A 21,597-nucleotide genomic window follows, 5' to 3' on the forward strand; every position below is an offset into this window, starting at 1 on the left:
ACTCCCCTGGAACGGAAACGGCCACCTCGCGGTGGCCGTTTTTTCTTCAGAAGCGGTATTCGTATCCGAGCGTCAGCGTGTGTGCGGTGACGTCGGCATTGAACAGGTCACCCGTGTTGTAGTCGTAGTTGAGGCTCAGGCCGTTGTGGTGATCGAAGTCGTAACCCGCGCCCACGCCGACGTACGGCTTGGTCGAGCGCTCGCGCAGACGGTAGCCACCCGCGCTCAGCTTGGTGTTGACGCTCTGCGCACCCGCGCGGCCGGCGATGAAGAAGCCGGTGTGGTCGGCGCCGAAGTTCTTCTTGCCCACCACGCCCAGGCCGGCGACGTCCATGTCATGGGACACGCCATCGACCGAGCGGTCACCGAGGATGGAGTAGAAGCCTTCCATCGCGACGTTGGGGGTGAAGTAGTGGCCGATGCGCAGGCCGTAGACGGTGTCGGTGTCGTCGGCGCTGAATCCGTCGACCTCGATCTTCAGGTCGCTGTGGCCTATTTCGAAGCGTCCATACCATTGGCCGGCCTCGGTGGCGGCGGCGGTGGACGAGAGCGTGAGGCACGCCAGCGCAACGGCGCCGGCAAGGGTGAATCGCTTCATGGAATCCTTCCGTGTTGTTGTGATGTTCGCCCGTCGTGCGGGCGGCGGCACAGTAAGCGTCGTCCGTGTTGTCGTCCAGTGTCGGCGCTCTAGTGTTAGGCGAGACCCTTCGCGCAAAAAAAACGCCGGCTGCATGCCGGCGTTTCGCATCACGTTCCTGTGGGGGCGATCAGCCCGGGCTGAAGCCGATGGTGCGACGGGTGGTGACCGGCGCATCCACCGGTTCGAAGCGCCAGCGACGCACGGCGTTCAACGCTTCACGATCGAACACGCGCGCCGGTGTCGCACGTACCACGCGGGCATTGGTGACCGAGCCATCCGTACCGACCGTGATCTCGACGAGCACCTCGCCCTGGGTGCCCGAACGCAGGGCTTCCGGCGGGTAACGCGGGGCGGGCGTACTCACCGCACGGAGGGCCTGCGACGGCGCCGCGGCAGGAGCGGCGGCGCGGGCCGCAGCCGCCTGGCGTTCGGCCGCCTCACGCTGGGCGGCGGCCTGGCGTTCGGTTTCCTGGCGGGCAGCTTCGGCACGGGCGGCTTCCTGCTGCTGGACGAGCTGCTGGGCGGCGGCGGCTTCGTTGGCGCGCTGCTGGTCCGCCACCTGCGTCAGTCGCTGCTGTTCCCTCAGGCGCGCATCTTCGGCCGCCTTGGTCTTGGCGGCTTCGTCGGTGACCGCACGTTGGGCGACCGCCTGCTGCGCGGCGGCGATGCTCTGCTGCAGGCGCGGCAAGGCGGGCGCCTTCGGATCGGCCTTCTCGATGATCGCCGACAGGCGCTGGGCCTCGGTGAACTCCTCGCGCGCGATGCTCTGCTCAGCGGCGATCAAGGTATAGGGCATCAGGTCGGTCAGCGCACTGGTGACGCCCGGATCGTTCGGCAGTTTGTCACGCAGGGCCAGGTAGTACTCCATGGCGTTGTCGCCGCCCGGCGCATAGATGCGGTTCTCGCGTAGCGCCTTGGTGGCGGCGTCGCGCAGGCTGTCGGCATCCATTGCCTGGACTTCGGCGGACACGGCCGGCGGCGGCGGTGCAGCCAGCGTGGTCGCGGGTGCGGCCGCCGGCGCGGCGGCCTCGTCCTGCTTGGAGCACGCCGCCAGCGCAACGATCAGCAGCAGCGGCGCGGCGTAGCGCAGGCGCCCGGTGGTCTGGATCAAGGACATCGTTTCAACTCCCCCAAGTACGTTTCTAATGTTGTCGACACGCCGTCGACCCGCGCGCAAGCGCGGTGGCGGGTGTCGCGAATCAGCACGGGCCCGCCACCTGCCAGGCCCCGTCCGGGCTGGAATGGCGCGATGCCTTCCGGGTACCCCTACCCGGACGCCAGAGTACGTCGGCGCCTCGGGGCCCACACTTGATCTCTGTCACACTTTTGGCGGACTGCGCCGCAGCACTGTCATTTGCCGATGCAGAACGTGGAGAAGATGTGCCCCAGCATGTCGTCCGCGCTGAGGCGACCCGTGATCTCGCCCAGCGCATCGTGGGCCAGGCGGAGTTCCTCCGCTGCCAGTTCCAGCTGTTCGTGCCGCAGCTGGTCGCCGGCCATGGACGCATGGGCGCCGGCGCGGTGCAGCGCCTCCACGTGACGGGCACGCGCCGAGAACTCGCCATCGCCGCCCTCGCTGGCCGATCCACCCGCCAGCGCACGCAGGCGCCGGTGCAGCCGATCAAGGCCGAAGCCCTGCGCGGCGGAGACGTACACACGATCATCGTCCTCCGCAGGTACGTGGGTCAGCAGATCGACCTTGTTGTGGATCCACAGGACAGTACTCACGCCATCGATGCTGTCCGCGACCGCCGCACGGCCGGCCTCCGGATCACGCGCGTCGACGACCGCCAGTGCAACGTCGGCGCGGGCGAGCTCGGCGCGCGCGCGCCGCATGCCCTCGCGCTCGATCGCGTCGCCACCGTCGCGCAGGCCGGCGGTATCCACCAGGTGCAGTTCCAGTCCGTCCAGGCGGATCGTCTCCCGCAACGTATCGCGGGTGGTGCCGGCGACGTCGGTGACGATGGCGCGATCGCTGCCGGCCAGCGCATTGAGCAGCGAGCTCTTGCCGGCGTTCGGCGGACCGACGATCACCGCGTGCACGCCGTCACGCAGCTTGCGTCCGCGTTCGGCGTCAACGATCAGCGTGTCCAGGCGTTGCCGCGCGTCGGCCAGGCGAAGGCGCACCTGTTCACCACCCAGCGTGTCGATCGATTCGTCGGCGAAGTCGATCGCGGCCTCGACGTGCACCCGCAGGGCGAGCAACGACTGGCCGATGCCGTCGACGCGCTCGGAGAACACGCCATCGAGGGATCGCCGCGCGGCGCGGGCAGCGCGCGCATCGGCGGCGGCGATCAGGTCGGCGATTGCTTCAGCCTGGGCGAGATCGAGCTTGCGGTTGAGGAAGGCGCGTTCGGAGAATTCGCCGGGACGCGCCATCCGTGCGCCGAGTGCGCAGGCGCGCGCGACGAGCTGCTGCAGTACGACGGGACTGCCATGCGCCTGCAGTTCGACGACGTCCTCGCCGGTGAAGCTCGCGGGGCCGGGAAACGACAGCGCGATGCCATCGTCGATCGTGCCGCCCTCGGTATCGCGGAAGCGCACGTGGTGCGCATGGCGTGGTGTCAGCGGGCGGGCGCAGATCGCGTTCGTGATCGCCGCTGCGGCCGGACCCGACAGGCGCACGATGCCGACGCCACCTGCGCCGGGAGCGGTGGCGATGGCAACGATGGTGTCCTGGGCTGGCGGCATGGCTGCGGGTTCGCGGAAGAGTTTTCAGGGTAGCGGAAACACGAAGCCCGCCGGAGGGCGGGCTTCGTGGCGTTGCGGCGGGTGCGGATTACTTCGCGATCGCGGTCTTCGGCGGCGTGGCCGATTCGCCGTGGCGCTTGGTCATCCACCACTGCTGCAGCAGGCCCAACGCGCCGTTGGTGACCCAGTACAGCACCAGGCCCGACGGGAAGAAGGCCATCATCACGCCGAACACCAGCGGCATGAACTGCATCATCTTCTGCTGCATCGGGTCCATGCCCGGCGCCGGCGTCAGCTTCTGCGTCAGCCACATCACCAGCATGTTGAGCACCGGCAGGATGAAATACGGATCGCGCGCAGTCAGGTCCTGGATCCACGCGAACCACGGTGCCTGGCGCAGTTCGACCGATTCCACCAGCACCCAGTACAGCGCCAGGAAGACCGGCATCTGCACGAGGATCGGCAGGCAGCCGCCCATCGGGTTGATCTTCTCCTTCTTGTACAGCTCCATCATGGCGACCTGGAACTTCTGCTTGTCGTCGCCGTAGCGCTCCTTCAGCTGCTGGATGCGCGGCTGGAACTTGCGCATCTTGGCGAAGCTCTTGTACTGCGCCGCCGACAGCGGATACAGCGCCAGCTTCACCAGGATCACCAGTCCGATGATGGCCCAGCCCCAGTTGCCGATAAAGCCGTGCAACATGTTGAGGACGAAGAACAGGCCCTGGCCCAGCAGCGCGAGGACCGAGAACTGGCTGTAGTCGACGACGCGGTCGATACCCGGCGCGTTGATCGCGTGGATCTTGTCGACCAGCTTCGGACCGACCCACAGGCGGGCGGTGGTGGTCGCCTGTTGGCCGGGACCGACGTTGACGCCCGGGCCCATTTCGCGGATCAGCGCACGCGTGCCGTTGTCCGGATTGTCGAGCGAGATGGTGGTGGTGTCTTCGGCCTGCGGAATCCACGCACTGAAGAAGTGGTGCTGCGGGATGGCGATCCAGCCGCCCTTGACCTGCTGGTTGACGCGACCGTCCTCCAGGTAGTCCTCATTGAACTTGCGGCGCTGGTAGCTGCCATCCCACCAGGTGGCGCCATTGAAGCTGAAGGACTCCGGATTGGTCATGCCGCTCTTGACCAGCGGCGGCGTGCGCAGCAGCTGGCGATAGACCGTGCCCTGCCAGGTGCCGGCACCGGCATTGACCACCTGGTCGCGGACTTCGATTTCGTAGCTGGCGCGCTTGAAGGTGTAGGTGCGGCGGACGGTGACGCCATCCGGGCCCTGCCACACGAAGGGCACGATGAGGCTGTCCGCACCTTTCGCGAGTTCAACCTCGCCTGCACCGTTCTCCGGCACGAACGCATGGTGGTCCGGCGCCTTCGAGCCTGCGCTGACCCAGCCGCTTTCGGCGGTGTAGAAATGCTGCGGATCTTCGCTGAAGAGGCGAACCGGGCCGCTGCCTGGCGTCTTGCTCTGCGGATAGTGCAGCAGGTCGGCTTCCAGCACGCTGCCGCCGTCCAGCACCAAGCGCAGGACGTCGGTGTTCACGGTCACGCGTGGACCCGCGACACCCTTGGAGGCGGTGGCAGGCATCGGTGCCACGGTGGGCGCGCTGGGCACGCTGCCGGAGGTTGGGGTGCTGGGCGCCACCGCGGTCGGGACCGTGCTGCCCGGGGTCGTGGTGGTCTGCGCCGCTACCGCTGGCGCCGCAGGTGCTGCCTTGTCCCGGCTCCATTCGAACCACAACAGGGTCGCCACCATCAGCCAGGCGAAGATCAGGAATACACGGGTCTGGTTCATCAGGCAGGCAATCTCAACCGGCGTCGGAAACCGGTTTGGTCGAAGAAGAAGGAGTGGGTGGCGGCGCGGGGGAATTCAAGCCCGGCGGCATTGTGCCGCCCGGTGCCGATGCGGGCAATGCGCCGGCGCGCGCCAACACGCGTTCGAAGGTCGCGCGCAACTGGGCGGGATCGGCTTTCGCCGCGGGCGCACGGGCGACAACGACATAGTCGCCACCCCGCAGCATGGCGCGGAGGCGACGGAAGTGTTCTCGCAACTGACGCTTGATGCGATTGCGGCCGACGGCCCGCGTATCGACCTTGCGGGACACCGCCAGCCCAAGGCGTGCAGAACCCTCGCCGGGGAGCCAGTGCAGGCTCATCAGCGGATCGGAGGTGCGGCGGGCCTGTTCGAACACGCGCGCATACTCGGCGCTTGCGCGTACCCGCGCGCTGCGCGGGAATGCCGTGCTCATCTCAGCAAGAAGCCCGCTCGTGAACGGGCGGGCTCCTTTTGATGCAGGGAACGCATGGAAGCATGGCCGCGATGCGGCCAAGCCATCAGGCGGTCAGGCGCTTGCGGCCCTTGGCACGGCGACGGGCCAGGATCTTGCGGCCGTCGGCGGTGGCCATACGGGCGCGGAAGCCGTGATCGCGCTTGCGCTTGAGGTTGCTGGGTTGGTAAGTGCGCTTGGTGGCCATGGGGCCCTCGGGCGTGTTCGGGTGGAAAGAACCGGAAATTCTATAGGAACCACCGGGTTAGGGTCAACTCCCTGCGTGCTTTCGAAACACATGCCGCGCAGACCGCATGTCAGGCGATGCCGTTCGTCCTGTCATCCACATCTTATGCACAGGATCGTTGGCGGGTCCCGGCACCGGTGGTAGTCTGGCCGACCCCAGTGATTCCGCCCCGCGCTGCCCCCGGCAATGCGGGATGGCCTGTTCTCCCCCACACGCGAGTTGTTCCACCTGATGGATGCCTGGCCACGTTGCCTCGAACGCCTGGAAGCCGAATTGCCGGCCGAGGATGTACATACCTGGCTGAAGCCCTTGCAGGCCGAGCAGCGCAGCAACGCGATGGTGCTGTACGCACCCAATGCGTTCATCGTCGAACAGGTTCGCGAACGTTACCTCGGCCGCATCCGCGAGCTGCTGGATTACTTCGCCGGCCATGACGATGTGTCGCTGGAGATCGGTTCGCGCAGCAAGCCGGTGGACAGTGCGGCGCCGGTTTCATCGCCCACGGCCGCCAGTGCGGTCGCGCCGGTCGAACCGTTTGCCGGCAACATGGATACGCACTACACCTTCGACAACTTCGTCGAGGGCCGCAGCAACCAGTTGGGTCGCGCCGCCGCCTGGCAGGCCGCCCAGAAGCCGGGCGACCGGTCGCACAACCCGCTGTTGCTGTACGGCGGCACCGGCCTGGGCAAGACCCATCTGATGTTCGCCGCCGGTAACGAGATGCGCCGGCAGAATCCGAATGCGCGCGTGCTGTACCTGCGCAGCGAGCAGTTCTTCAGTGCCATGACCAAGGCGCTGATCGAAAAGTCGATGGACCAGTTCAAGCGCCGCTTCCAGCAGGTCGACGCGCTACTGATCGACGACATCCAGTTCTTCGCGGGCAAGGACCGCACGCAGGAGGAGTTCTTCCACACCTTCAACGCGCTGTTCGACGGCCGCCAGCAGATCATCCTGACCTGTGATCGGTATCCGCGTGAAGTGGAAGGCCTGGAGCCACGACTGAAGTCCCGCCTGGCCTGGGGTCTGAGCGTGGCGATCGATCCGCCGGACTTCGAGACGCGTGCAGCAATCGTGCTCGCCAAGGCGCACGAGCGGGGCGCGCAGATCCCCGATGACGTGGCGTTCCTGCTGGCCAAGAAGATGCGCAGCAACGTGCGCGACCTGGAGGGTGCGCTCAACACGCTGGCGGCCCGAGCCAACTTCACCGGCCGCGCCATCACCACCGAGTTCGCGCAGGAAACCTTGCGCGACCTGCTGCGCGCGCAGCAGCAGGCCATCAGCATCCCCAATATCCAGAAGACCGTGGCAGACTACTACGGTCTGCAAGTCAAGGACCTGCTATCCAAGCGGCGCACGCGTTCACTCGCGCGCCCGCGGCAGGTGGCGATGGCCTTGGCCAAGGAACTGACCGAACACAGCCTGCCTGAAATCGGCGATGCGTTCGCCGGTCGCGACCACACGACCGTGCTGCACGCCTGTCGCCAGATCCGCACTCTGATGGAGACGGACGGCAAGCTGCGCGAGGACTGGGACAAGCTGATCCGGAAACTCAGCGAGTAAGCGCACGCTCGGCATCGGGCCACGCTATCGGCGAGTCTTCAATTGGTGCTTTATCTGTCCGAGCAATACATATGGCTGTGCGGTACGCGCAGGCCTTCACCGGCCCTGCGTGTGCCGTGATCGGGTACCGGACCGGAAGGTTCGCACTGATCGCGGCGCCGTCTCACGTCGCCAGCAGGATCGCGCTGCCCAACCTGGAGCGCACTGTAGGCAAGTGGTTCGGGGACGGCAACGCATAACTTCGTGGGCAACCGGACGCACGATCTGTGGATAAGATGTGTGCGCTTTCAGAGGCAAAAGTTGTCCACAGGTTCCGACACAGCTGCAACCGACCCTGTCCACCGGGTTGGTGGAAGAAAAAACAAAGCGAATTCATGGGGTTAGGTAAGTTTTCCCGGATTTTCGGGCCTACCATCACCACCAGCTTTTAAGCTTTTAGTCTTAAAAATCCAAAGCTAAGGGGCTCCAACACTCATGCGTTTCAGTCTGCAGCGCGAAGCTTTCCTCAAGCCGTTGGCCCAGGTGGTCAACGTGGTAGAACGCCGGCAAACGTTGCCGGTCCTGGCGAATTTCCTGGTGCAGGTACAGAACGGCCAGTTGTCGCTGACGGGTACCGACCTGGAAGTCGAAATGATTTCCCGCAGTGCGGTCGATGACGCACAGGACGGCGAAACGACGATTCCGGCGCGCAAGCTGTTCGACATCATTCGTGCCCTGCCCGACGGCAGCAAAGTCACCGTCAGTCAGACGGGCGACAAGGTCACAGTGCAGGCCGGACGCAGCCGGTTCACGCTGGCGACGCTACCTGCCAACGATTTCCCGTCGGTCGACGAAGTGGAAGCTACCGAGCGCATCGAGGTGCCGGAAGCGACGCTTAAGGAGCTTATCGAGCGCACCTCGTTCGCAATGGCCCAGCAGGACGTTCGCTATTACCTCAATGGCCTGCTGTTCGACCTTAGCGAGCGCACCCTGCGCTGCGTTGCGACCGATGGTCATCGCCTTGCCATGTGCGAGTCGCAGCTGGAAGGCGCGCCTGTCGGCAAGCGCCAGATCATCGTGCCGCGCAAGGGCGTGACCGAGCTGCAGCGCCTGCTGGAAGGTGGCGACCGTGCGCTGGAACTGGAAGTCGGCCGCAGCCATATCCGGGTGAAGCGCGACGACGTCACCTTTACCTCCAAGCTGATCGACGGCCGCTTCCCGGATTACGCCGCGGTGATTCCGATCGGTGCTGACCGTGAAGTGCTGCTCGACCGCGAAGTCCTGCGCGCCGCCCTCCAGCGCGCCGCAATCCTCTCGAACGAGAAGTACCGCGGCGTCCGTGTCGAGGTTTCGCCTGGCCAGCTGAAGATCAGCGCCCACAATCCCGAACAGGAAGAGGCCCAGGAAGAAATCGAGGCGGACACCAAGGTCGACGGCCTGGCGATCGGCTTCAACGTGAACTACCTGCTGGATGCGCTCTCGGCGCTACGCGATGAGCACATCGTCCTGCAGCTGCGCGATGCCAACTCCTCTGCCCTGGTTCGCGAAGCCAGCAGCGAGAAGTCGCGGCACGTCGTGATGCCGCTGCGTCTCTGACCTGTCTGTTCCACGTGGAACACAATGCATCGCCCGGCTCAGGCCGGGCGATTTCGTTTGGGTTCCGCAGGATTCATGTGGGCCCGGCCCGGATACCGCACACGCTAGAATTTGATCCATGACGCCGCTGGTCTCCTGCCCTTTTTCTGCTCCGGTCCATGACAGCCTGCGCCCATCGTCCTGCGCGAGGCGTCTCCCATGCAGGTAACCCGACTGGAAGCCAGCGGGTTGCGGCGCTTTCCGGAGGTTTCCCTGACACCGGAAGCCGGCCTCAACCTGATCACCGGCGACAACGGCGCAGGCAAGACCAGCCTGCTTGAGGCCCTGCATCTGATGGCCTATGGGCGGAGTTTCCGCGGCCGGGTGAGGGACGGGCTGGTCCGAACAGGCTCGGAGGCGGTCGAGGTTTTTGTCGAGTGGCGAGAATCAAGCCAGGGCCGTCATCGACGGGCCGGCTTGCGACACAGTGGGCAGGCGTGGACCGGCAGGCTGGACGGCGAGAACGTCGCGCAGCTGGGAGATCTCTGCGCCGCCCTGGCAGTCGTCAGCTTTGAACCTGGCAGCCACGCGCTGGTCACTGGTGGGGGCGAACCGCGCCGCCGGTTCATGGATTGGGGCTTGTTCCACGTGGAACAGGGTCGCGAAGGGGGATTTCTCCCTTTGTGGCGCCGATACGCGCGCGCGTTGAAGCAGCGGAACAGCTTGCTCAAGGCAGGCATCGGCGGCGCGCAGCTGGATGCGTGGGACCACGAACTAGCAGACGCCGGCGAGCCGCTGACCGGCCACCGTCAACGCTATCTGGACGCTCTCCAAGACGATCTGGCGGACGTGGTTCGTGAACTTGCCCCGTCGCTTGGCGCTGCAACGCTCCAGTTCCAGCCTGGATGGCGCCGCCATGAGTTTTCACTGTCGGATGCGTTGCTGCTGTCCCGCGAACGGGACCGTGCCGCCGGCTACACAACGGTTGGGCCGCACAGGGCCGATTGGCGTATCGAGTACTCCACCCTGCCCCAACGCGAGACCCTGTCACGTGGCCAAGCCAAGCTGACCGCCCTCTCATGTCTGCTGGCGCAGGCGCAGGACTTTGCCCGTCGCCGCGGCGAGTGGCCGATCATGGCGCTCGATGATCTGGCGTCTGAACTCGACCGGCACCACCAGCGCCGAATCCTGGAGCGCCTGCTCGCCAGTGGTGCTCAGGTCTTCATCACGGGGACCGAGCGTCCGACAGGGCTGACCGACACTGGCATCCGTCCAACCGTGTTCCACGTGGAACAGGGGATAGTCCAGCCGGTCCCGAATGCCTGAACCCGGGGCTAAGTGCCCACCGGTGCTATAATTCCGCATTGATCCTTTGGCCTGCGCATTGCGCCTACCGACCCGGTGGCGCGGCGTCCGCCATGCAGCCGACCCGAAGCGAATGACCGACGAAACGACCTCTTCTGCACCGAACGGCAATACGTACGACGCGAACAGCATCACCGCCCTGGAAGGTCTGGAAGCGGTCCGCAAGCGCCCCGGCATGTACATCGGCGACGTGCATGACGGCACGGGCCTGCATCACATGGTGTTCGAAGTCGTCGACAACTCGATCGACGAGGCCTTGGCGGGTCATGCCGATCACGTGGCGGTGACGATTCATGCGGATGGCTCGGTCTCCGTCTCCGACAACGGTCGCGGTATCCCGGTCGGCAAGCATGCGCAGATGAGCGCCAAGCTGGGTCGCGAGGTCTCTGCGGCCGAAGTCGTCATGACCGTCCTTCACGCGGGTGGCAAGTTCGACGACAACAGCTACAAGGTGTCCGGCGGCCTGCACGGCGTGGGCGTGAGCGTGGTCAACGCACTCTCCGAGAAGCTGCAGCTGGATATCTTCCAGGGCGGTTCCCACTACCGTCAGGAATACAGCAACGGCGCCGCTCTCGGACCGCTGAATCAGGTTGAAAACAGCACGAAGCGCGGTACCACGTTGCGGTTCTGGCCGTCGGTCACGGCCTTCCACGGCAACGTCGAGTTCCACTACGACATCCTGGCCCGTCGCCTGCGCGAGCTGTCCTTCCTCAACTCCGGCGTCAAGATCGTGCTGGTCGACGAACGCGGCGAGGGCCGTCACGACGACTTCCACTACGAGGGTGGCATCCGCAGCTTCGTGGAGCATCTGGCGCACCTCAAGACACCGCTGCATCCGAACGTGATCGCGGTCAGTGGCGAACAGAACGGCATCACGGTGGAAGTCGCCCTGCAGTGGACCGATGCCTACCAGGAAACGATGTTCTGCTTCACCAACAACATTCCGCAGAAGGATGGCGGTACCCACCTGATCGGCTTCCGTGCGGCGCTGACGCGCACGCTGACGAACTACATCGAACAGAACGGCATCGCCAAGCAGGCCAAGGTCAACCTGTCGGGCGACGACATGCGCGAAGGGATGATCGCCGTGCTGTCGGTGAAGGTGCCGGATCCGAGCTTCTCCTCCCAAACCAAGGAGAAGCTGGTCAGTTCCGACGTCAGGCCGGTCGTTGAGAGCACGTTCGGTGCACGTTTGGAGGAGTTCCTGCAGGAACACCCCCATGAGGCGCGCGCCATCGCGGGCAAGATCGTCGATGCCGCCCGTGCGCGCGAAGCGGCCCGCAAGGCGCGCGACCTGACCCGTCGCAAGGGCGCGTTGGACATCGCCGGCCTGCCCGGAAAACTGGCCGACTGCCAGGAGAAGGATCCCGCGCTGTCCGAGCTGTTCATCGTCGAGGGTGACTCGGCAGGCGGTTCCGCCAAGCAGGGTCGCAACCGCAAGAACCAGGCGGTGCTGCCGCTGCGCGGCAAGATCCTCAACGTGGAACGTGCGCGCTTCGACCGCATGCTCGCATCCGCCGAAGTCGGCACGCTGATCACTGCGCTCGGCACCGGCATCGGCAAGGACGAGTACAACCCGGACAAGCTGCGCTACCACCGCATCATCATCATGACCGACGCCGACGTCGACGGTTCGCACATCCGCACGTTGCTGCTGACGTTCTTCTACCGGCAGATGCCCGAACTCATCGAGCGCGGCCATGTCTACATCGGCCTGCCGCCGCTGTACAAGCTCAAGCAAGGCAAGCAGGAGCTGTACCTGAAGGACGACGCGGCACTCAACGTCTATCTCGCGAACAACGCGGTGGAAGGCGCGTCGCTGATTCCTGCCGATGGCGAACCACCGATCTCCGGCGAGGCGCTGGAGAAGTTGCTGCTGGTGTTCACCACCGCCCGCGACGTGATCGCGCGCAACGCGCACCGCTACGATCCGGTGCTGCTGGAATCGCTGATCGACTTCACGCCGCTCGATGCGGAACACCTGCAGCAGAACATCGACGAGCGCCACGAACTCGATGCGCTGGAAGCCAAGCTCAACCGTGGCAGCCTGGGCAGTGCGCGCTACGCGCTGACGCTGCAGCCCGCCACCGAACAGCGCCCTGCGGCGCTGCTGGCCACGCGCCGGCACATGGGCGAGGAGCTGGTGCAGGTGTTGTCGCTGTCGGCCTTCGAGAGCGGCGAACTGCGCCCGCTGCGCGAAGCGGCCGCACTCCTGCACGGTCTGGTGCGCGATGGCGCGCAGGTCATCCGCGGCAACAAGGCGCAGCCTGTCGCAACGTTCGCGGATGCGCAGGCATGGTTGCTGGAGGAGGCCAAGAAGGGCCGCAGCATCCAGCGCTTCAAGGGCCTGGGCGAAATGAATCCGGAGCAGTTGTGGGACACCACGGTCAATCCCGACACGCGCCGCCTGCTGCAGGTACGCATCGAGGATGCGGTCGCCGCCGACCAGATCTTCAGCACGCTGATGGGCGATGTCGTCGAGCCGCGCCGAGAATTCATCGAAGACAACGCGCTGAAGGTGTCCAACCTCGACATCTGACGCTGCGCGAATGAGCGAGGTGCGCTCCCTGCCGCCCGACGCCGTCGGAGCGAAGCCGGCCCCCCTGCCTTTGCGCAGCGTGCTGTCGGCGTTCACCGTCGACGTGGCGCTCGCCATCACGCTGTCGTTTTCGACGCTGATGCTGGGCCTTGTCGGATGGGCTGCGTGGCAGGGCATCCGGATTGCGCAACAGCAAGGGGGAGCGCCGGATGCGCAGGCCTTGCAGGCGCAGCTCGGTACGCCGCCCGTCCTCTTCCTGATCGTCACCACGCTGGTCAGCACGGGCGGTACGGCGCTTGTGTTGTACTTCTGGCGCCGCCGGGCGACTGCCGCGGAGCGGAGCGACTCCCTTGACCGCCTGCGTCTTCCCGCAACCTGGAGTTGGGCGCTGGTGGCGGGTCTGGCGACGTTTTTTTTCAGCACAGTGATGAGCGCTGGTGGGCGCGCGCTGGGGTTGGATCTCGAACCCAGCAACCTGGACCTGATCCGGGAAGGATTCACACGCTTCCCGGTGTTCCTGGCGCTGTTCGCCGTGATGCTGGCGCCCTTGTACGAGGAGCTGTTGTTCCGCCGCGTCCTGTTCGGACGCCTCTGGCAGGGCGGCTGGCCGGTCCTCGGCCTGATCCTCAGCAGCCTGGTCTTCGCGCTGGTCCATGAGCTGCCCGGCCTCAACGGCAAGCCGATGGGCAGCACGGTATTCCTGATCCTGGTCTACGCCGGCATGGGCGCCATCTTCGCCTGGGTTTACCGTCGGACCGGCACCCTGTGGGCACCCATCGCCGCCCACATCCTGAACAATGCGATAGCGCTGGCTGTCCTGCAGGTTTACGGCGGTGCGCCGGTCTAATGTGATTGACGAAAGTTTAAGACGCGCTTGCCCAGACTCTGGTGTCACGCAATGTCGCAGGGGGCGAGCATGAAACTCCGGATCCTCGGAACCGCCATGGTGCTGGGCCTGACGGCCTGCGCCACCACCACCTCGCCCACCGGCCGCACGCAGATGGTCGGCGGTGTGTCGCAAGCGCAGCTGGACCAGTTGGGCGCACAGGCCTTCGCCGAGACCAAGGCGAAGGAAACCCTCAACCGGGACGCGAAACAGAACGCCTACGTCACCTGCGTGGTCAACGCGCTGGTACGGCAGTTGCCGCCAGAACAACGCAGCGTCGCCTGGGAAACCGCGGTCTTCACCGACAACGAGCCCAACGCGTTCGCCTTGCCGGGAGGCAAGGTGGGCGTGAACACCGGTATCTTCACCGTCGCCAAGAATCAGGACCAACTGGCTGCTGTGCTGGGCCACGAAATCGGCCATGTGATCGCGCGCCACCACGAAGAACGCATCACCCGGCAGATGGGTGCCCAGGCCGGCCTGGGCGTACTGGGCGCGCTGGCCGGTGCCCGTTACGGCGATGGCGCGGCCAGCACCGTCAACCAGCTCGGCGGCATGACGGCGCAGGCCGCCTTCCTGCTGCCGGGTTCGCGCACGCAGGAAAGCGAAGCCGATGTCGTTGGCCAGCGGCTGATGGCACAGGCAGGCTTCGATCCGCGCCAGGCCGTCGGACTCTGGCAGAACATGATGGCTGCCAGCGGCGGGCGCTCGCCGCAGTGGCTGTCGACGCACCCCGATCCAGCGAACCGCATCCGTGAACTGGAGCGCGACGCACCCTCCCTCGTACCCACCTACGAGGCAGCCAGGAAGGCTGGAAACGCACCGAAATGCGGCTGACACACGCCACGGTATTGCTGCTAAGCAACACCTGAAACGGTATCCGCCTTCCCCAGGTTTCTGTTAGTTTTGCCGGCCCCGCACGCAGACGGGAAAAACGATCTTCCTTCTGCATGGCCCCACGAGGTTCAGACATGAAGCACCGTACGCCCAAGAAAACCCTTCTCAGCCTGATGTTGCTGGCCGCTTTCGGCGGTGCCGTCGTTGCCGACGCCGTGGCGTACGACGCCCGCTCGGCCGATCGTGGCGGCCGCAAGAACAGCAGCAAGCCCGAGGTGCGTTATCCCGATGCGACGCGCGAAGAGCCTAAGGCCAAGGGTTCCAGCAAGGCGCAGGGCAAGCTGAGCAAGCTCTTCAAGGCATACGAAAAGGAAGACAACGAGGCCGAGACCCTCACCCTGGCAAAGGAACTGCTGGCCGATTCCAACGCGAACGAGTACGACAAGGCGATGGCGGCGCAGCTGGGCGCGCAGGCCGCCTACAACCTCGACGACATGCCGACCGCCAAGCAGTTGCTGCAGCAGGCCGTGGACCTCAACGCGCTCGACAATAACGGCCACTATCAGTCGCTGCTGATGCTGGCGCAGCTGCAGCTGCAGGACGAGGAGTTCGAGCCGGGCATGGCCAACCTCGACCGCTATCTGGCCGAAACCAAGTCCAGCAAGCCCGAAGACCTGATCCGGAAGGGGCAGGCCCTGTACCAGATGGAGAAGTTCAACGACGCCATTCCGGTGCTCGAGAAAGCCATCGCGGCCACGCCGGAGCCCAAGGACAGCTGGTACAGCCTGCTGCTCGCCTCGCTGATCGGCGCGGATCGTCCCGCTGACGCGGTGAAGATCGCCGAGCAGATGGCGGCCAAGGCCCCGGGCGACAAGAAGACACAGCTCAACCTGGTGGCCACCTACCAGCAGGCGGACCAGTTCGACAAGGCCGCTGCCGCGCTGGAAAAGCTGCGCGCTGCCGGCCAGTTGACCGAAGAAAAGGAATACCGCCAGCTCTACGTCACCTACGCCAACATGGACGGCAAGGAGAAGGAAGTCATCTCCGTCGTCAACGAGGGCCTGCAGAAAGGGGCGCTGAAGCCGGACTACCAGACCCAGCTCGCGTTGGCGCAGGCGTACTACTACTCCGAGCAGATCCCGCAGGCCATCGATGCCTGGCAGAAGGCGGCTCCGTTGGCCCCCAATGGCGACACCTACCTCAACCTGGCGCGCGTGTTCTGGCAGGAGGGCCGGATCCCCGAAGCCAAGACCGCCGCCCGCGCGGCGCTGGAGAAGGGAATCAAGAAGCCGGAAGATGCGAAGAAGATCATCGCGCTGCCGTAACGGGATCCACTGACACCGAAGGCCAAAAAAGCCGTTTGGATGATGGCATCGGGGTGTCGGATTGGTATAAGCTGGGGGTTCCGCCGATGAAAACCATCGGCAGGATCCAGAATCAACGAGGCGCCCCGGCGCCCGTATCAACCTTGAGTTAATTGGCGCATGGCTGAACAACTGGTCATCAACAGGTACCGGGAACAGGAAGAGGACAACAGCCTCAACTGGCCTCGTATCATCGGTATTGCCTTCGTGATCGCGTTGCACGCAGCTGCGCTGCTTGCGCTGCTGATCCCGGCGGTCGCTCCGCCGGCGGAAAAGGAAAAGGAGCGCCGGACGTCGGTCGTCATCGTCGACGCACCGCCACCGCCTCCCCCGCCGCCGCCGCCGCCGCCGCCGCAGGACACGCCGCCGCCGCCGGTCAAGAACCTGGCTCCGCCGCGCACCACGCCGCTGCCGCCGCCGCCTGAAGCGCCGCCGGTCGACGTCGCCGAACCGCGACCGACCGACATCGTGACGCCGCCGTCGCCGCCGGCACCGCCGTCCCCGACGCCGGACATCGGCGCCAGCGTGGACATCTCGTCGAAGAACATGAACCCGCCGCGCTATCCGCCTGCTGCCATCCGTGCAGGCATCGAAGGCACGGTCATCCTGATCATCGACGTCGACGCCAACGGCAACGTGACCAACGTGTCCGTGGAGAAGTCCAGCCGCAACCGCGATCTTGATCGCGCTGCCATGGATGCCGCACGCAAGTGGCGCTTCAACGCGTCCGTCGTCAATGGTCAGAAGGCGGCAGGCCGCGTCCGCGTACCGGTCGACTTCAACATGGGCGGTGGTTGATGCCGCCAGGCATCGACCGACGCCAACGTAACCCGCAACACCCTCAATCAACACTTATATAAAGGTAAGCGTCATGCTGCAGGAAACCCTTTTCGCCGCCGCCGCCGGGGGCACCAACGCCGCGAATGCCCTGTCGCAGATGGGCTTCGAGCACATGATGAGCGAGATGATCAGCAAGCCCGGCGAGTTCATCGTCTCCTGGGTCGTGCTGCTCACCCTGGTCATCATGTCGGCGATGTCCTGGTACTGGACCGTCATCAACGTGCTGCGCAGCACCCGCCTGAAGGGCCAGGCTGATCGCGTGACCAGCTCGTTCTGGGAAACCCCGAACGCGCAGGACGCCATCCGCCTGATGGAAGAGCAGCCGAAGAACGAGCCCTTCTCCAAGATTGCGCTCGACGCCGCCCAGGCCGCCGCCCACCACCAGCGTTCGGAAGGTTCGGGCGAGACCCTGAGCCGTTCGGAGTTCGTGGACCGCGCCCTGCGCCAGGCCGTGACCCGCGAGAGCACCAACCTGCAGGGCGGCATGACGCTGCTCGCCACCGTCGGTGCGACCGCGCCGTTCGTGGGTCTGCTGGGTACGGTGTGGGGCATCTACGGCGCCCTGATCCGCATCGGTGCGACCGGCCAGGCCTCGATCGACGCCGTCGCCGGCCCGGTGGGTGAAGCGCTGATCATGACCGCCATCGGTCTGTTCGTCGCCATCCCGGCGGTGTTCGCCTACAACTTCTTCAGCAAGACGAACGCGGCCGTCATCGCCAAGTTCGACACGTTCGCGCACGACCTGCACGACTTCTTCGCCACCGGCTCGCGCGTTCGCTGAGCCGGCGGTTAGAAGCAGTCAACGCAACGTTCTAGACGGAGCCCGTCATGGCTTTCAGTAGTGGTAATAGCGGTGGCCCGATGGCCGAGATCAACGTCACGCCCCTCGTGGACGTGATGTTGGTGCTGCTGATCATCTTCATCATCACGGCGCCGCTGATGTCGCACAAGGTGAAGATCGATCTGCCGGAAACGGCCCAGATCGCGAAGGAAGCGGACGACGGTCCGAAGACCCCGCCGATCACGATCTCCGTCAAGGAGAATGGTGACCTGTACTGGGGCGACGAGCCGGTCAGCAAGGAAATCCTCGAGTCGCGCCTGTCGAGTGCAGCGCAGCTGCAGCCGCAGCCGAAGCTCAACCTGCGTGGCGACAGGACGACCAAGATGGGCGTCATCGCCGAGGTCACCAAGATCGCGCAAGGCCAGGGCATGCTGGACATCGGCTACGTAGCGACGAAAGTGAAGGGGGAGTAAGCCATGGCATTCAGTAGTGGTGGTAGCAAGGGTCCCATGGCCGACATCAACGTCACGCCCCTCGTGGACGTGATGCTGGTGCTCCTGATCATCTTCATCGTGACCGCTCCGATCATGACGTACCCGATCGAAGTGGCCCTGCCGCAGCGCGTGATCAACCCGCCGCCGCAGGTCAAGGAACCGCCTCCGCCGATCGAACTCAAGATCAACGCCGATGGCACGGTGTACTGGAACAACAGTCCGGTGAACGTGGGCGAGTTGCAGGAGCGGATGCAGAATGAAGTGCAGCGCGATCCGACCAACCAGCCGGAATTGCGCATCGAAGCGAACTCGGAAGCGCACTACGAGGTGATGGCCAAGGTATTGGCCGCCGCCAAGAACGCGCAGATGTTGAAGATCGGTTTCGTGCAGTAATCCTGACGCGTAACACACCTTTGAACGCCGCCCTTTCAGGGCGGCGTTTTTTTTTGGCGGGGGCGGCGCGCTTGCGAAGTGCCGGGGACGGGCGTAGCGTCAGGCGCACGGTCCCGACAGAAGGAGGTGTGCCATGGCGTTCTCCGCTCCCGCAAGCCGTTCCGAACTGGCCGAGATCAACATCACGCCGCTGGTCGACGTGATGCTGGTCCTGCTGGTGATCTTCATGGTCACCGCGCCCGTGCTATCGCGTCCGATCGAAACGCTGCTCCCGCAGCCTGTGCCCCACCCGGTGAAGCCGGTCGAGCCCCTCAATGACCTGGTGCTGCGGGTCGGCCTGTCAGGTACCTACACCCTGGACGATCGTCCGCTCACGCTGGCCGAACTGCGCGCGCAGCTCGAGGATGCCCGCATCACGGACCCCCGCACCGTCCTGCACGTCGAGGCGGCCGAAGGCGCGGACTACCAGCAGCTTGTCAGCGCGCTGGCGCAGGCGGAGGCCAGTGGTATCGACAACATCGTGATGCGGTACTGAGTGGTCCCGCAGCGCCCGGGACGGGCGTCGGGTCAGTCCCGGCGCCCGGTGGCGACCTGCCCGTCCAGGATCTCGAGGTACCGGCGAACGGTGGTGTCCAGTCCGGCATACAGGGCTTCGCCGATGAGCGCATGGCCGATCGAGACTTCCAGGACATCTGGCACGTTGGCGAGGAACTGACCCAGGTTGTCCTGGCTGAGATCGTGGCCGGCATTCACCCCTAGGCCAAACGCCCGGGCTTCCTGTGCGGTCCGCTGGCATAACGCAAGCGCTCCGGTGGCATCCCCGGCCAGCGCCGCTTCGGCAAAGGGACCGGTGTAGATCTCGATCCGGTCAGCGCCGATATGCGCTGCATGCTCCAGTCCCTCGCAGCCGGCATCGACGAACAGGCTGACCCGACAGCCCATCGCCTTGAGCTCGGCTACCAGCGGTCGCAGGCGTTCGGTATCGCGGGAAAAATCAAAGCCATGGTCGGAGGTGATCTGGCTGTCGCCATCAGGCACCAGTGTGGCCTGTGCGGGGCGCACCTCATCGCAGAGCGCCAAGAAGCCGGGATACCCCGACCGAGGCGGCGCGAAAGGATTCCCTTCGACATTCAGCTCGACGCCCTGAGCGTGCGTCACCGAGGACAGCGCACGGACGTCATCCGGCCGGATGTGCCGGAGATCCGGTCGCGGGTGCACGGTAATGCCGTGCGCACCGGCCGCCAGGCAAGCCTGCGCCGCGCGCACCACATCAGGCTCAGCGCCACCCCGGGAATTTCTCAGGACCGCGATCTTGTTGACGTTGACGCTGAGCAGGGTCACGGGGCCGGCGGCTCCGTCGGTGGCGGCGTCGCATTGCGGCGTGCTTCGGCCAGCTCGCGCAGCTTCCGCAGTTCGGTGGGGTCGATCATCATCGAGGGATCACGGCTCGTTTCGCCCAATCGGCGCGCGTGCCGGCCCATGATCCAGGCCACGAAGAGGCCCAGCGACACCAGCAGCAACGTGACCGCCAGCAGCGGCGATGTCGTGCGCATGGCCATGAACATGCAGCCGATCGCCATCAACAGGAAAAGCCAGTGCATCGTCCACCCCCGGGGCTTGGTGGGCGCATCTTACCGCTTCCCCTCCAGCGCAAAAACGGCCGTGCTTCACAGCAGCGGCGACATCAGCCGCGCCAACGCCTCGGGCAGCCGGTGGCGCCAGAGCGAGCGGTGCCGCTGGAGCCGGACGGGCTCGCTGGCGGCGATCTCGCCTTCCAGCCATTGCGCCAGCGTGCCGGCGACGCCGCGATCGCGGAACATCATGGAAATCTCGAAGTTCAGCCGGAAGCTGCGATGGTCGAAGTTGGCGCTGCCGATGATCGCCAGCGCGTCGTCGCACAGCAGCGCCTTGCTGTGCATCATCCGAGGCCCGTACTCGTACACCTTCACGCCCGCCGCCAGCAGCTCTTCGAAGTAGGAGCGCGCCGCCAGCGTCACCAGGCGCGAGTCGCTCACCTTGGGCACCACCAGCCGCACGTCGAGCCCACCGAGCGCGGCCGAGGTCAGCGCCATCCGCGCCGCCTCGCCGGGCACGAAGTAGGGCGTCACCAGCCATACGCGCTGTCGGGCCTCATGGATCGCGGCGACCTTCGCGCGATGGATCGGCTCCCATGCGGAATCCGGTCCCGAGACCAGCGCCTGCACGGCGATGCCGCCACGCACGTTCGCGTCGTTCGCACTCCACAGGCGCGTGCCCTGGAAGTCCTTGCGCTGCTGTCCGGTCGCGTAGACCCAGTCTTCGACGAACACCTGCTGGATGCTGCGCACGATCTCGCCTTCCAGCCGCAGGTGCAGGTCGCGGTAGGCATCCTCGCGCAGCGACTCGTCCTCGTCGTCGGTGACGTTGATGCCGCCCGTGAAGGCGATGCGTCCGTCGACCACGACGATCTTGCGATGCGTACGCAGGTTGAGCCAGGGTCGTGTGAAGGGCCGGAACCGAGTCGGGTGGAACCAGGCATACTCGCCGCCCGCCGCGACCAGCGCATTCAACGCGCGCTTCTTCAACCGGTTGGAGCCCACCGCATCCAGCAACAACCGTACCTTCACGCCTTCGCGTGCCTTCACCGCCAACGCGTCGAGCACGCGCTGCCCGGTGCGGTCGCCGTTGAAGATGTAGTACTCCACGTGGATGTGGTTCTCCGCGACCGCGATGGCGTCGAGGATCGCCTGGTACGTGGCACAGCCGTCCACCAGCTGCTGCACGGACGTCGCCGTGGAAGGCGGCAGCCCGGTGGTCTTCTGGGCCAGCATCGGCAGCTCGGCACTGTTGCCATCCGCCGGCGCGAAGACCTCGTAACTCTCCACGCCTTCGCGCGAACGCGTGCGGCGCAGCTGGTGCCGCTTGATGCGTTGCGGACCGAGCAGGAAGTAGATCAGGTAGCCCACATAAGGCAGCAACGCCAGCGAGAGCAGCCAGCTCAACGTGGCCACCGGCTCGCGCTTCTGCAGGATGATCCACGAGCACAGCGGCACCAGGTACAGCAGCCACGCCAGCGTCACCCACCACTGGAGGTGGGGCAGCGAAGAGAAGAAGTCGCCCAAGGCGGCAAGCATGTCGTGCATCTGAGGATTCTATTCGG

General features: G+C 65.5%; 21 protein-coding genes. 12 read left to right on the forward strand and 9 right to left on the reverse strand.

What is annotated here, in order from left to right; translation table 11 throughout:
- Positions 1–46: 46 nt before the first annotated feature.
- From ACSQ1W_RS18950 to rpmH, 6 genes are all read right to left on the reverse strand, one after another.
- Positions 47–598, reverse strand: coding sequence for an outer membrane beta-barrel protein (locus ACSQ1W_RS18950; RefSeq protein WP_436045408.1), 552 nt, complete (start codon positions 596–598; stop codon positions 47–49).
- A 169-nt stretch (positions 599–767) separates the two neighbouring features.
- Positions 768–1,757 (reverse strand): energy transducer TonB, encoded by a 990-nt coding sequence (locus tag ACSQ1W_RS18955; protein ID WP_436045410.1) that lies wholly within the window; start codon positions 1,755–1,757, stop codon positions 768–770.
- A gap of 233 nt (positions 1,758–1,990) precedes the next feature.
- The gene (gene mnmE / locus ACSQ1W_RS18960; protein WP_192274044.1) at positions 1,991–3,331 is read right to left on the reverse strand and encodes a tRNA uridine-5-carboxymethylaminomethyl(34) synthesis GTPase MnmE; all 1,341 of its coding nucleotides are present in this window, start codon (positions 3,329–3,331) and stop codon (positions 1,991–1,993) included.
- Positions 3,332–3,419: 88 nt separating this feature from the next.
- Complete coding sequence (gene yidC / locus ACSQ1W_RS18965) at positions 3,420–5,126, reverse strand: membrane protein insertase YidC (RefSeq protein ID WP_192274045.1); 1,707 nt, start codon at positions 5,124–5,126, stop codon at positions 3,420–3,422.
- A gap of 13 nt (positions 5,127–5,139) precedes the next feature.
- Complete coding sequence (gene rnpA / locus ACSQ1W_RS18970) at positions 5,140–5,580, reverse strand: ribonuclease P protein component (protein ID WP_436045412.1); 441 nt, start codon at positions 5,578–5,580, stop codon at positions 5,140–5,142.
- 85 nt (positions 5,581–5,665) lie between these two features.
- Positions 5,666–5,806 carry a 50S ribosomal protein L34 gene (gene rpmH, locus ACSQ1W_RS18975; protein WP_027083663.1) on the reverse strand — a complete coding sequence of 47 codons (141 nt, stop codon included), beginning with the start codon at positions 5,804–5,806 and terminating at the stop codon, positions 5,666–5,668.
- Between the two features lie 270 nt (positions 5,807–6,076).
- Between rpmH and dnaA the strand changes: the two genes are divergently transcribed.
- From dnaA to ACSQ1W_RS19035, 12 genes are all read left to right on the forward strand, one after another.
- Positions 6,077–7,405, forward strand: coding sequence for a chromosomal replication initiator protein DnaA (gene dnaA, locus ACSQ1W_RS18980; protein ID WP_192274047.1), 1,329 nt, complete (start codon positions 6,077–6,079; stop codon positions 7,403–7,405).
- Between the two features lie 474 nt (positions 7,406–7,879).
- Positions 7,880–8,980, forward strand: coding sequence for a DNA polymerase III subunit beta (gene dnaN / locus ACSQ1W_RS18985; protein ID WP_192274048.1), 1,101 nt, complete (start codon positions 7,880–7,882; stop codon positions 8,978–8,980).
- A gap of 198 nt (positions 8,981–9,178) precedes the next feature.
- Positions 9,179–10,285, forward strand: a complete 1,107-nt coding sequence (recF, locus tag ACSQ1W_RS18990; protein ID WP_436045415.1) for a DNA replication/repair protein RecF — start codon at positions 9,179–9,181, stop codon at positions 10,283–10,285.
- A 112-nt stretch (positions 10,286–10,397) separates the two neighbouring features.
- Complete coding sequence (gene gyrB / locus ACSQ1W_RS18995) at positions 10,398–12,863, forward strand: DNA topoisomerase (ATP-hydrolyzing) subunit B (RefSeq protein WP_436045417.1); 2,466 nt, start codon at positions 10,398–10,400, stop codon at positions 12,861–12,863.
- A 10-nt stretch (positions 12,864–12,873) separates the two neighbouring features.
- On the forward strand, positions 12,874–13,710 hold the full coding sequence (locus ACSQ1W_RS19000; protein ID WP_436045419.1) for a CPBP family intramembrane glutamic endopeptidase: 837 nt from the start codon (positions 12,874–12,876) through the stop codon (positions 13,708–13,710).
- 69 nt (positions 13,711–13,779) lie between these two features.
- The gene (locus tag ACSQ1W_RS19005; RefSeq protein ID WP_192274052.1) at positions 13,780–14,586 is read left to right on the forward strand and encodes a M48 family metallopeptidase; all 807 of its coding nucleotides are present in this window, start codon (positions 13,780–13,782) and stop codon (positions 14,584–14,586) included.
- A 134-nt stretch (positions 14,587–14,720) separates the two neighbouring features.
- Positions 14,721–15,911 (forward strand): tetratricopeptide repeat protein, encoded by a 1,191-nt coding sequence (locus ACSQ1W_RS19010; protein WP_436045421.1) that lies wholly within the window; start codon positions 14,721–14,723, stop codon positions 15,909–15,911.
- A gap of 159 nt (positions 15,912–16,070) precedes the next feature.
- Complete coding sequence (locus ACSQ1W_RS19015) at positions 16,071–16,748, forward strand: energy transducer TonB (protein WP_192274054.1); 678 nt, start codon at positions 16,071–16,073, stop codon at positions 16,746–16,748.
- A 73-nt stretch (positions 16,749–16,821) separates the two neighbouring features.
- Entirely contained in the window at positions 16,822–17,571 is a 750-nt protein-coding gene (gene exbB / locus ACSQ1W_RS19020; protein ID WP_192274055.1) for a TonB-system energizer ExbB, read from the forward strand.
- A 47-nt stretch (positions 17,572–17,618) separates the two neighbouring features.
- A complete protein-coding gene (locus ACSQ1W_RS19025; protein WP_192274056.1) occupies positions 17,619–18,044 on the forward strand; it encodes an ExbD/TolR family protein in 426 nt (141 codons plus the stop codon).
- Between the two features lie 3 nt (positions 18,045–18,047).
- Complete coding sequence (locus tag ACSQ1W_RS19030) at positions 18,048–18,458, forward strand: ExbD/TolR family protein (protein WP_192274057.1); 411 nt, start codon at positions 18,048–18,050, stop codon at positions 18,456–18,458.
- A 133-nt stretch (positions 18,459–18,591) separates the two neighbouring features.
- The gene (locus tag ACSQ1W_RS19035) at positions 18,592–18,993 is read left to right on the forward strand and encodes an ExbD/TolR family protein (RefSeq protein WP_436045424.1); all 402 of its coding nucleotides are present in this window, start codon (positions 18,592–18,594) and stop codon (positions 18,991–18,993) included.
- A 32-nt stretch (positions 18,994–19,025) separates the two neighbouring features.
- Here ACSQ1W_RS19035 and ACSQ1W_RS19040 read toward each other — a convergent pair whose 3' ends face one another.
- From ACSQ1W_RS19040 to cls, 3 genes are all read right to left on the reverse strand, one after another.
- Positions 19,026–19,799, reverse strand: coding sequence for a pyridoxine 5'-phosphate synthase (locus ACSQ1W_RS19040; RefSeq protein ID WP_436045426.1), 774 nt, complete (start codon positions 19,797–19,799; stop codon positions 19,026–19,028).
- Complete coding sequence (locus ACSQ1W_RS19045; protein WP_436045428.1) at positions 19,796–20,059, reverse strand: hypothetical protein; 264 nt, start codon at positions 20,057–20,059, stop codon at positions 19,796–19,798. Before ACSQ1W_RS19045 ends, ACSQ1W_RS19040 begins: the two co-directional genes overlap by 4 nt.
- Before the next feature lie 66 nt (positions 20,060–20,125).
- Positions 20,126–21,580, reverse strand: a complete 1,455-nt coding sequence (gene cls / locus ACSQ1W_RS19050) for a cardiolipin synthase (protein ID WP_436045430.1) — start codon at positions 21,578–21,580, stop codon at positions 20,126–20,128.
- Between the last annotated feature and the right edge of the window lie 17 nt (positions 21,581–21,597).

This window comes from Pseudoxanthomonas sp. LjRoot143 (assembly GCF_964252945.1).
In the GTDB taxonomy this organism is placed as follows: Bacteria; Pseudomonadota; Gammaproteobacteria; order Xanthomonadales; family Xanthomonadaceae; genus Pseudoxanthomonas_A.

What these genes read in the sequence shown, in the direction of transcription:
- gyrB (WP_436045417.1), top strand. Translation starts at nt 10,398, where the DNA reads ATGACCGACGAAACGACCTCTTCTGCACCGAACGGCAATACGTACGAC.
- exbB (WP_192274055.1), top strand. Translation starts at nt 16,822, where the DNA reads ATGCTGCAGGAAACCCTTTTCGCCGCCGCCGCCGGGGGCACCAACGCC.
- rnpA (WP_436045412.1), bottom strand. Translation starts at nt 5,580, where the DNA reads ATGAGCACGGCATTCCCGCGCAGCGCGCGGGTACGCGCAAGCGCCGAG.
- ACSQ1W_RS19005 (WP_192274052.1), top strand. Translation starts at nt 13,780, where the DNA reads ATGAAACTCCGGATCCTCGGAACCGCCATGGTGCTGGGCCTGACGGCC.
- ACSQ1W_RS19045 (WP_436045428.1), bottom strand. Translation starts at nt 20,059, where the DNA reads ATGCACTGGCTTTTCCTGTTGATGGCGATCGGCTGCATGTTCATGGCC.
- ACSQ1W_RS19010 (WP_436045421.1), top strand. Translation starts at nt 14,721, where the DNA reads ATGAAGCACCGTACGCCCAAGAAAACCCTTCTCAGCCTGATGTTGCTG.
- ACSQ1W_RS18955 (WP_436045410.1), bottom strand. Translation starts at nt 1,757, where the DNA reads ATGTCCTTGATCCAGACCACCGGGCGCCTGCGCTACGCCGCGCCGCTG.
- dnaN (WP_192274048.1), top strand. Translation starts at nt 7,880, where the DNA reads ATGCGTTTCAGTCTGCAGCGCGAAGCTTTCCTCAAGCCGTTGGCCCAG.
- ACSQ1W_RS19035 (WP_436045424.1), top strand. Translation starts at nt 18,592, where the DNA reads ATGGCGTTCTCCGCTCCCGCAAGCCGTTCCGAACTGGCCGAGATCAAC.
- ACSQ1W_RS18950 (WP_436045408.1), bottom strand. Translation starts at nt 598, where the DNA reads ATGAAGCGATTCACCCTTGCCGGCGCCGTTGCGCTGGCGTGCCTCACG.
- mnmE (WP_192274044.1), bottom strand. Translation starts at nt 3,331, where the DNA reads ATGCCGCCAGCCCAGGACACCATCGTTGCCATCGCCACCGCTCCCGGC.
- ACSQ1W_RS19000 (WP_436045419.1), top strand. Translation starts at nt 12,874, where the DNA reads ATGAGCGAGGTGCGCTCCCTGCCGCCCGACGCCGTCGGAGCGAAGCCG.
- ACSQ1W_RS19015 (WP_192274054.1), top strand. Translation starts at nt 16,071, where the DNA reads ATGGCTGAACAACTGGTCATCAACAGGTACCGGGAACAGGAAGAGGAC.
- recF (WP_436045415.1), top strand. Translation starts at nt 9,179, where the DNA reads ATGCAGGTAACCCGACTGGAAGCCAGCGGGTTGCGGCGCTTTCCGGAG.
- ACSQ1W_RS19025 (WP_192274056.1), top strand. Translation starts at nt 17,619, where the DNA reads ATGGCTTTCAGTAGTGGTAATAGCGGTGGCCCGATGGCCGAGATCAAC.
- yidC (WP_192274045.1), bottom strand. Translation starts at nt 5,126, where the DNA reads ATGAACCAGACCCGTGTATTCCTGATCTTCGCCTGGCTGATGGTGGCG.
- ACSQ1W_RS19030 (WP_192274057.1), top strand. Translation starts at nt 18,048, where the DNA reads ATGGCATTCAGTAGTGGTGGTAGCAAGGGTCCCATGGCCGACATCAAC.
- rpmH (WP_027083663.1), bottom strand. Translation starts at nt 5,806, where the DNA reads ATGGCCACCAAGCGCACTTACCAACCCAGCAACCTCAAGCGCAAGCGC.
- cls (WP_436045430.1), bottom strand. Translation starts at nt 21,580, where the DNA reads ATGCACGACATGCTTGCCGCCTTGGGCGACTTCTTCTCTTCGCTGCCC.
- dnaA (WP_192274047.1), top strand. Translation starts at nt 6,077, where the DNA reads ATGGATGCCTGGCCACGTTGCCTCGAACGCCTGGAAGCCGAATTGCCG.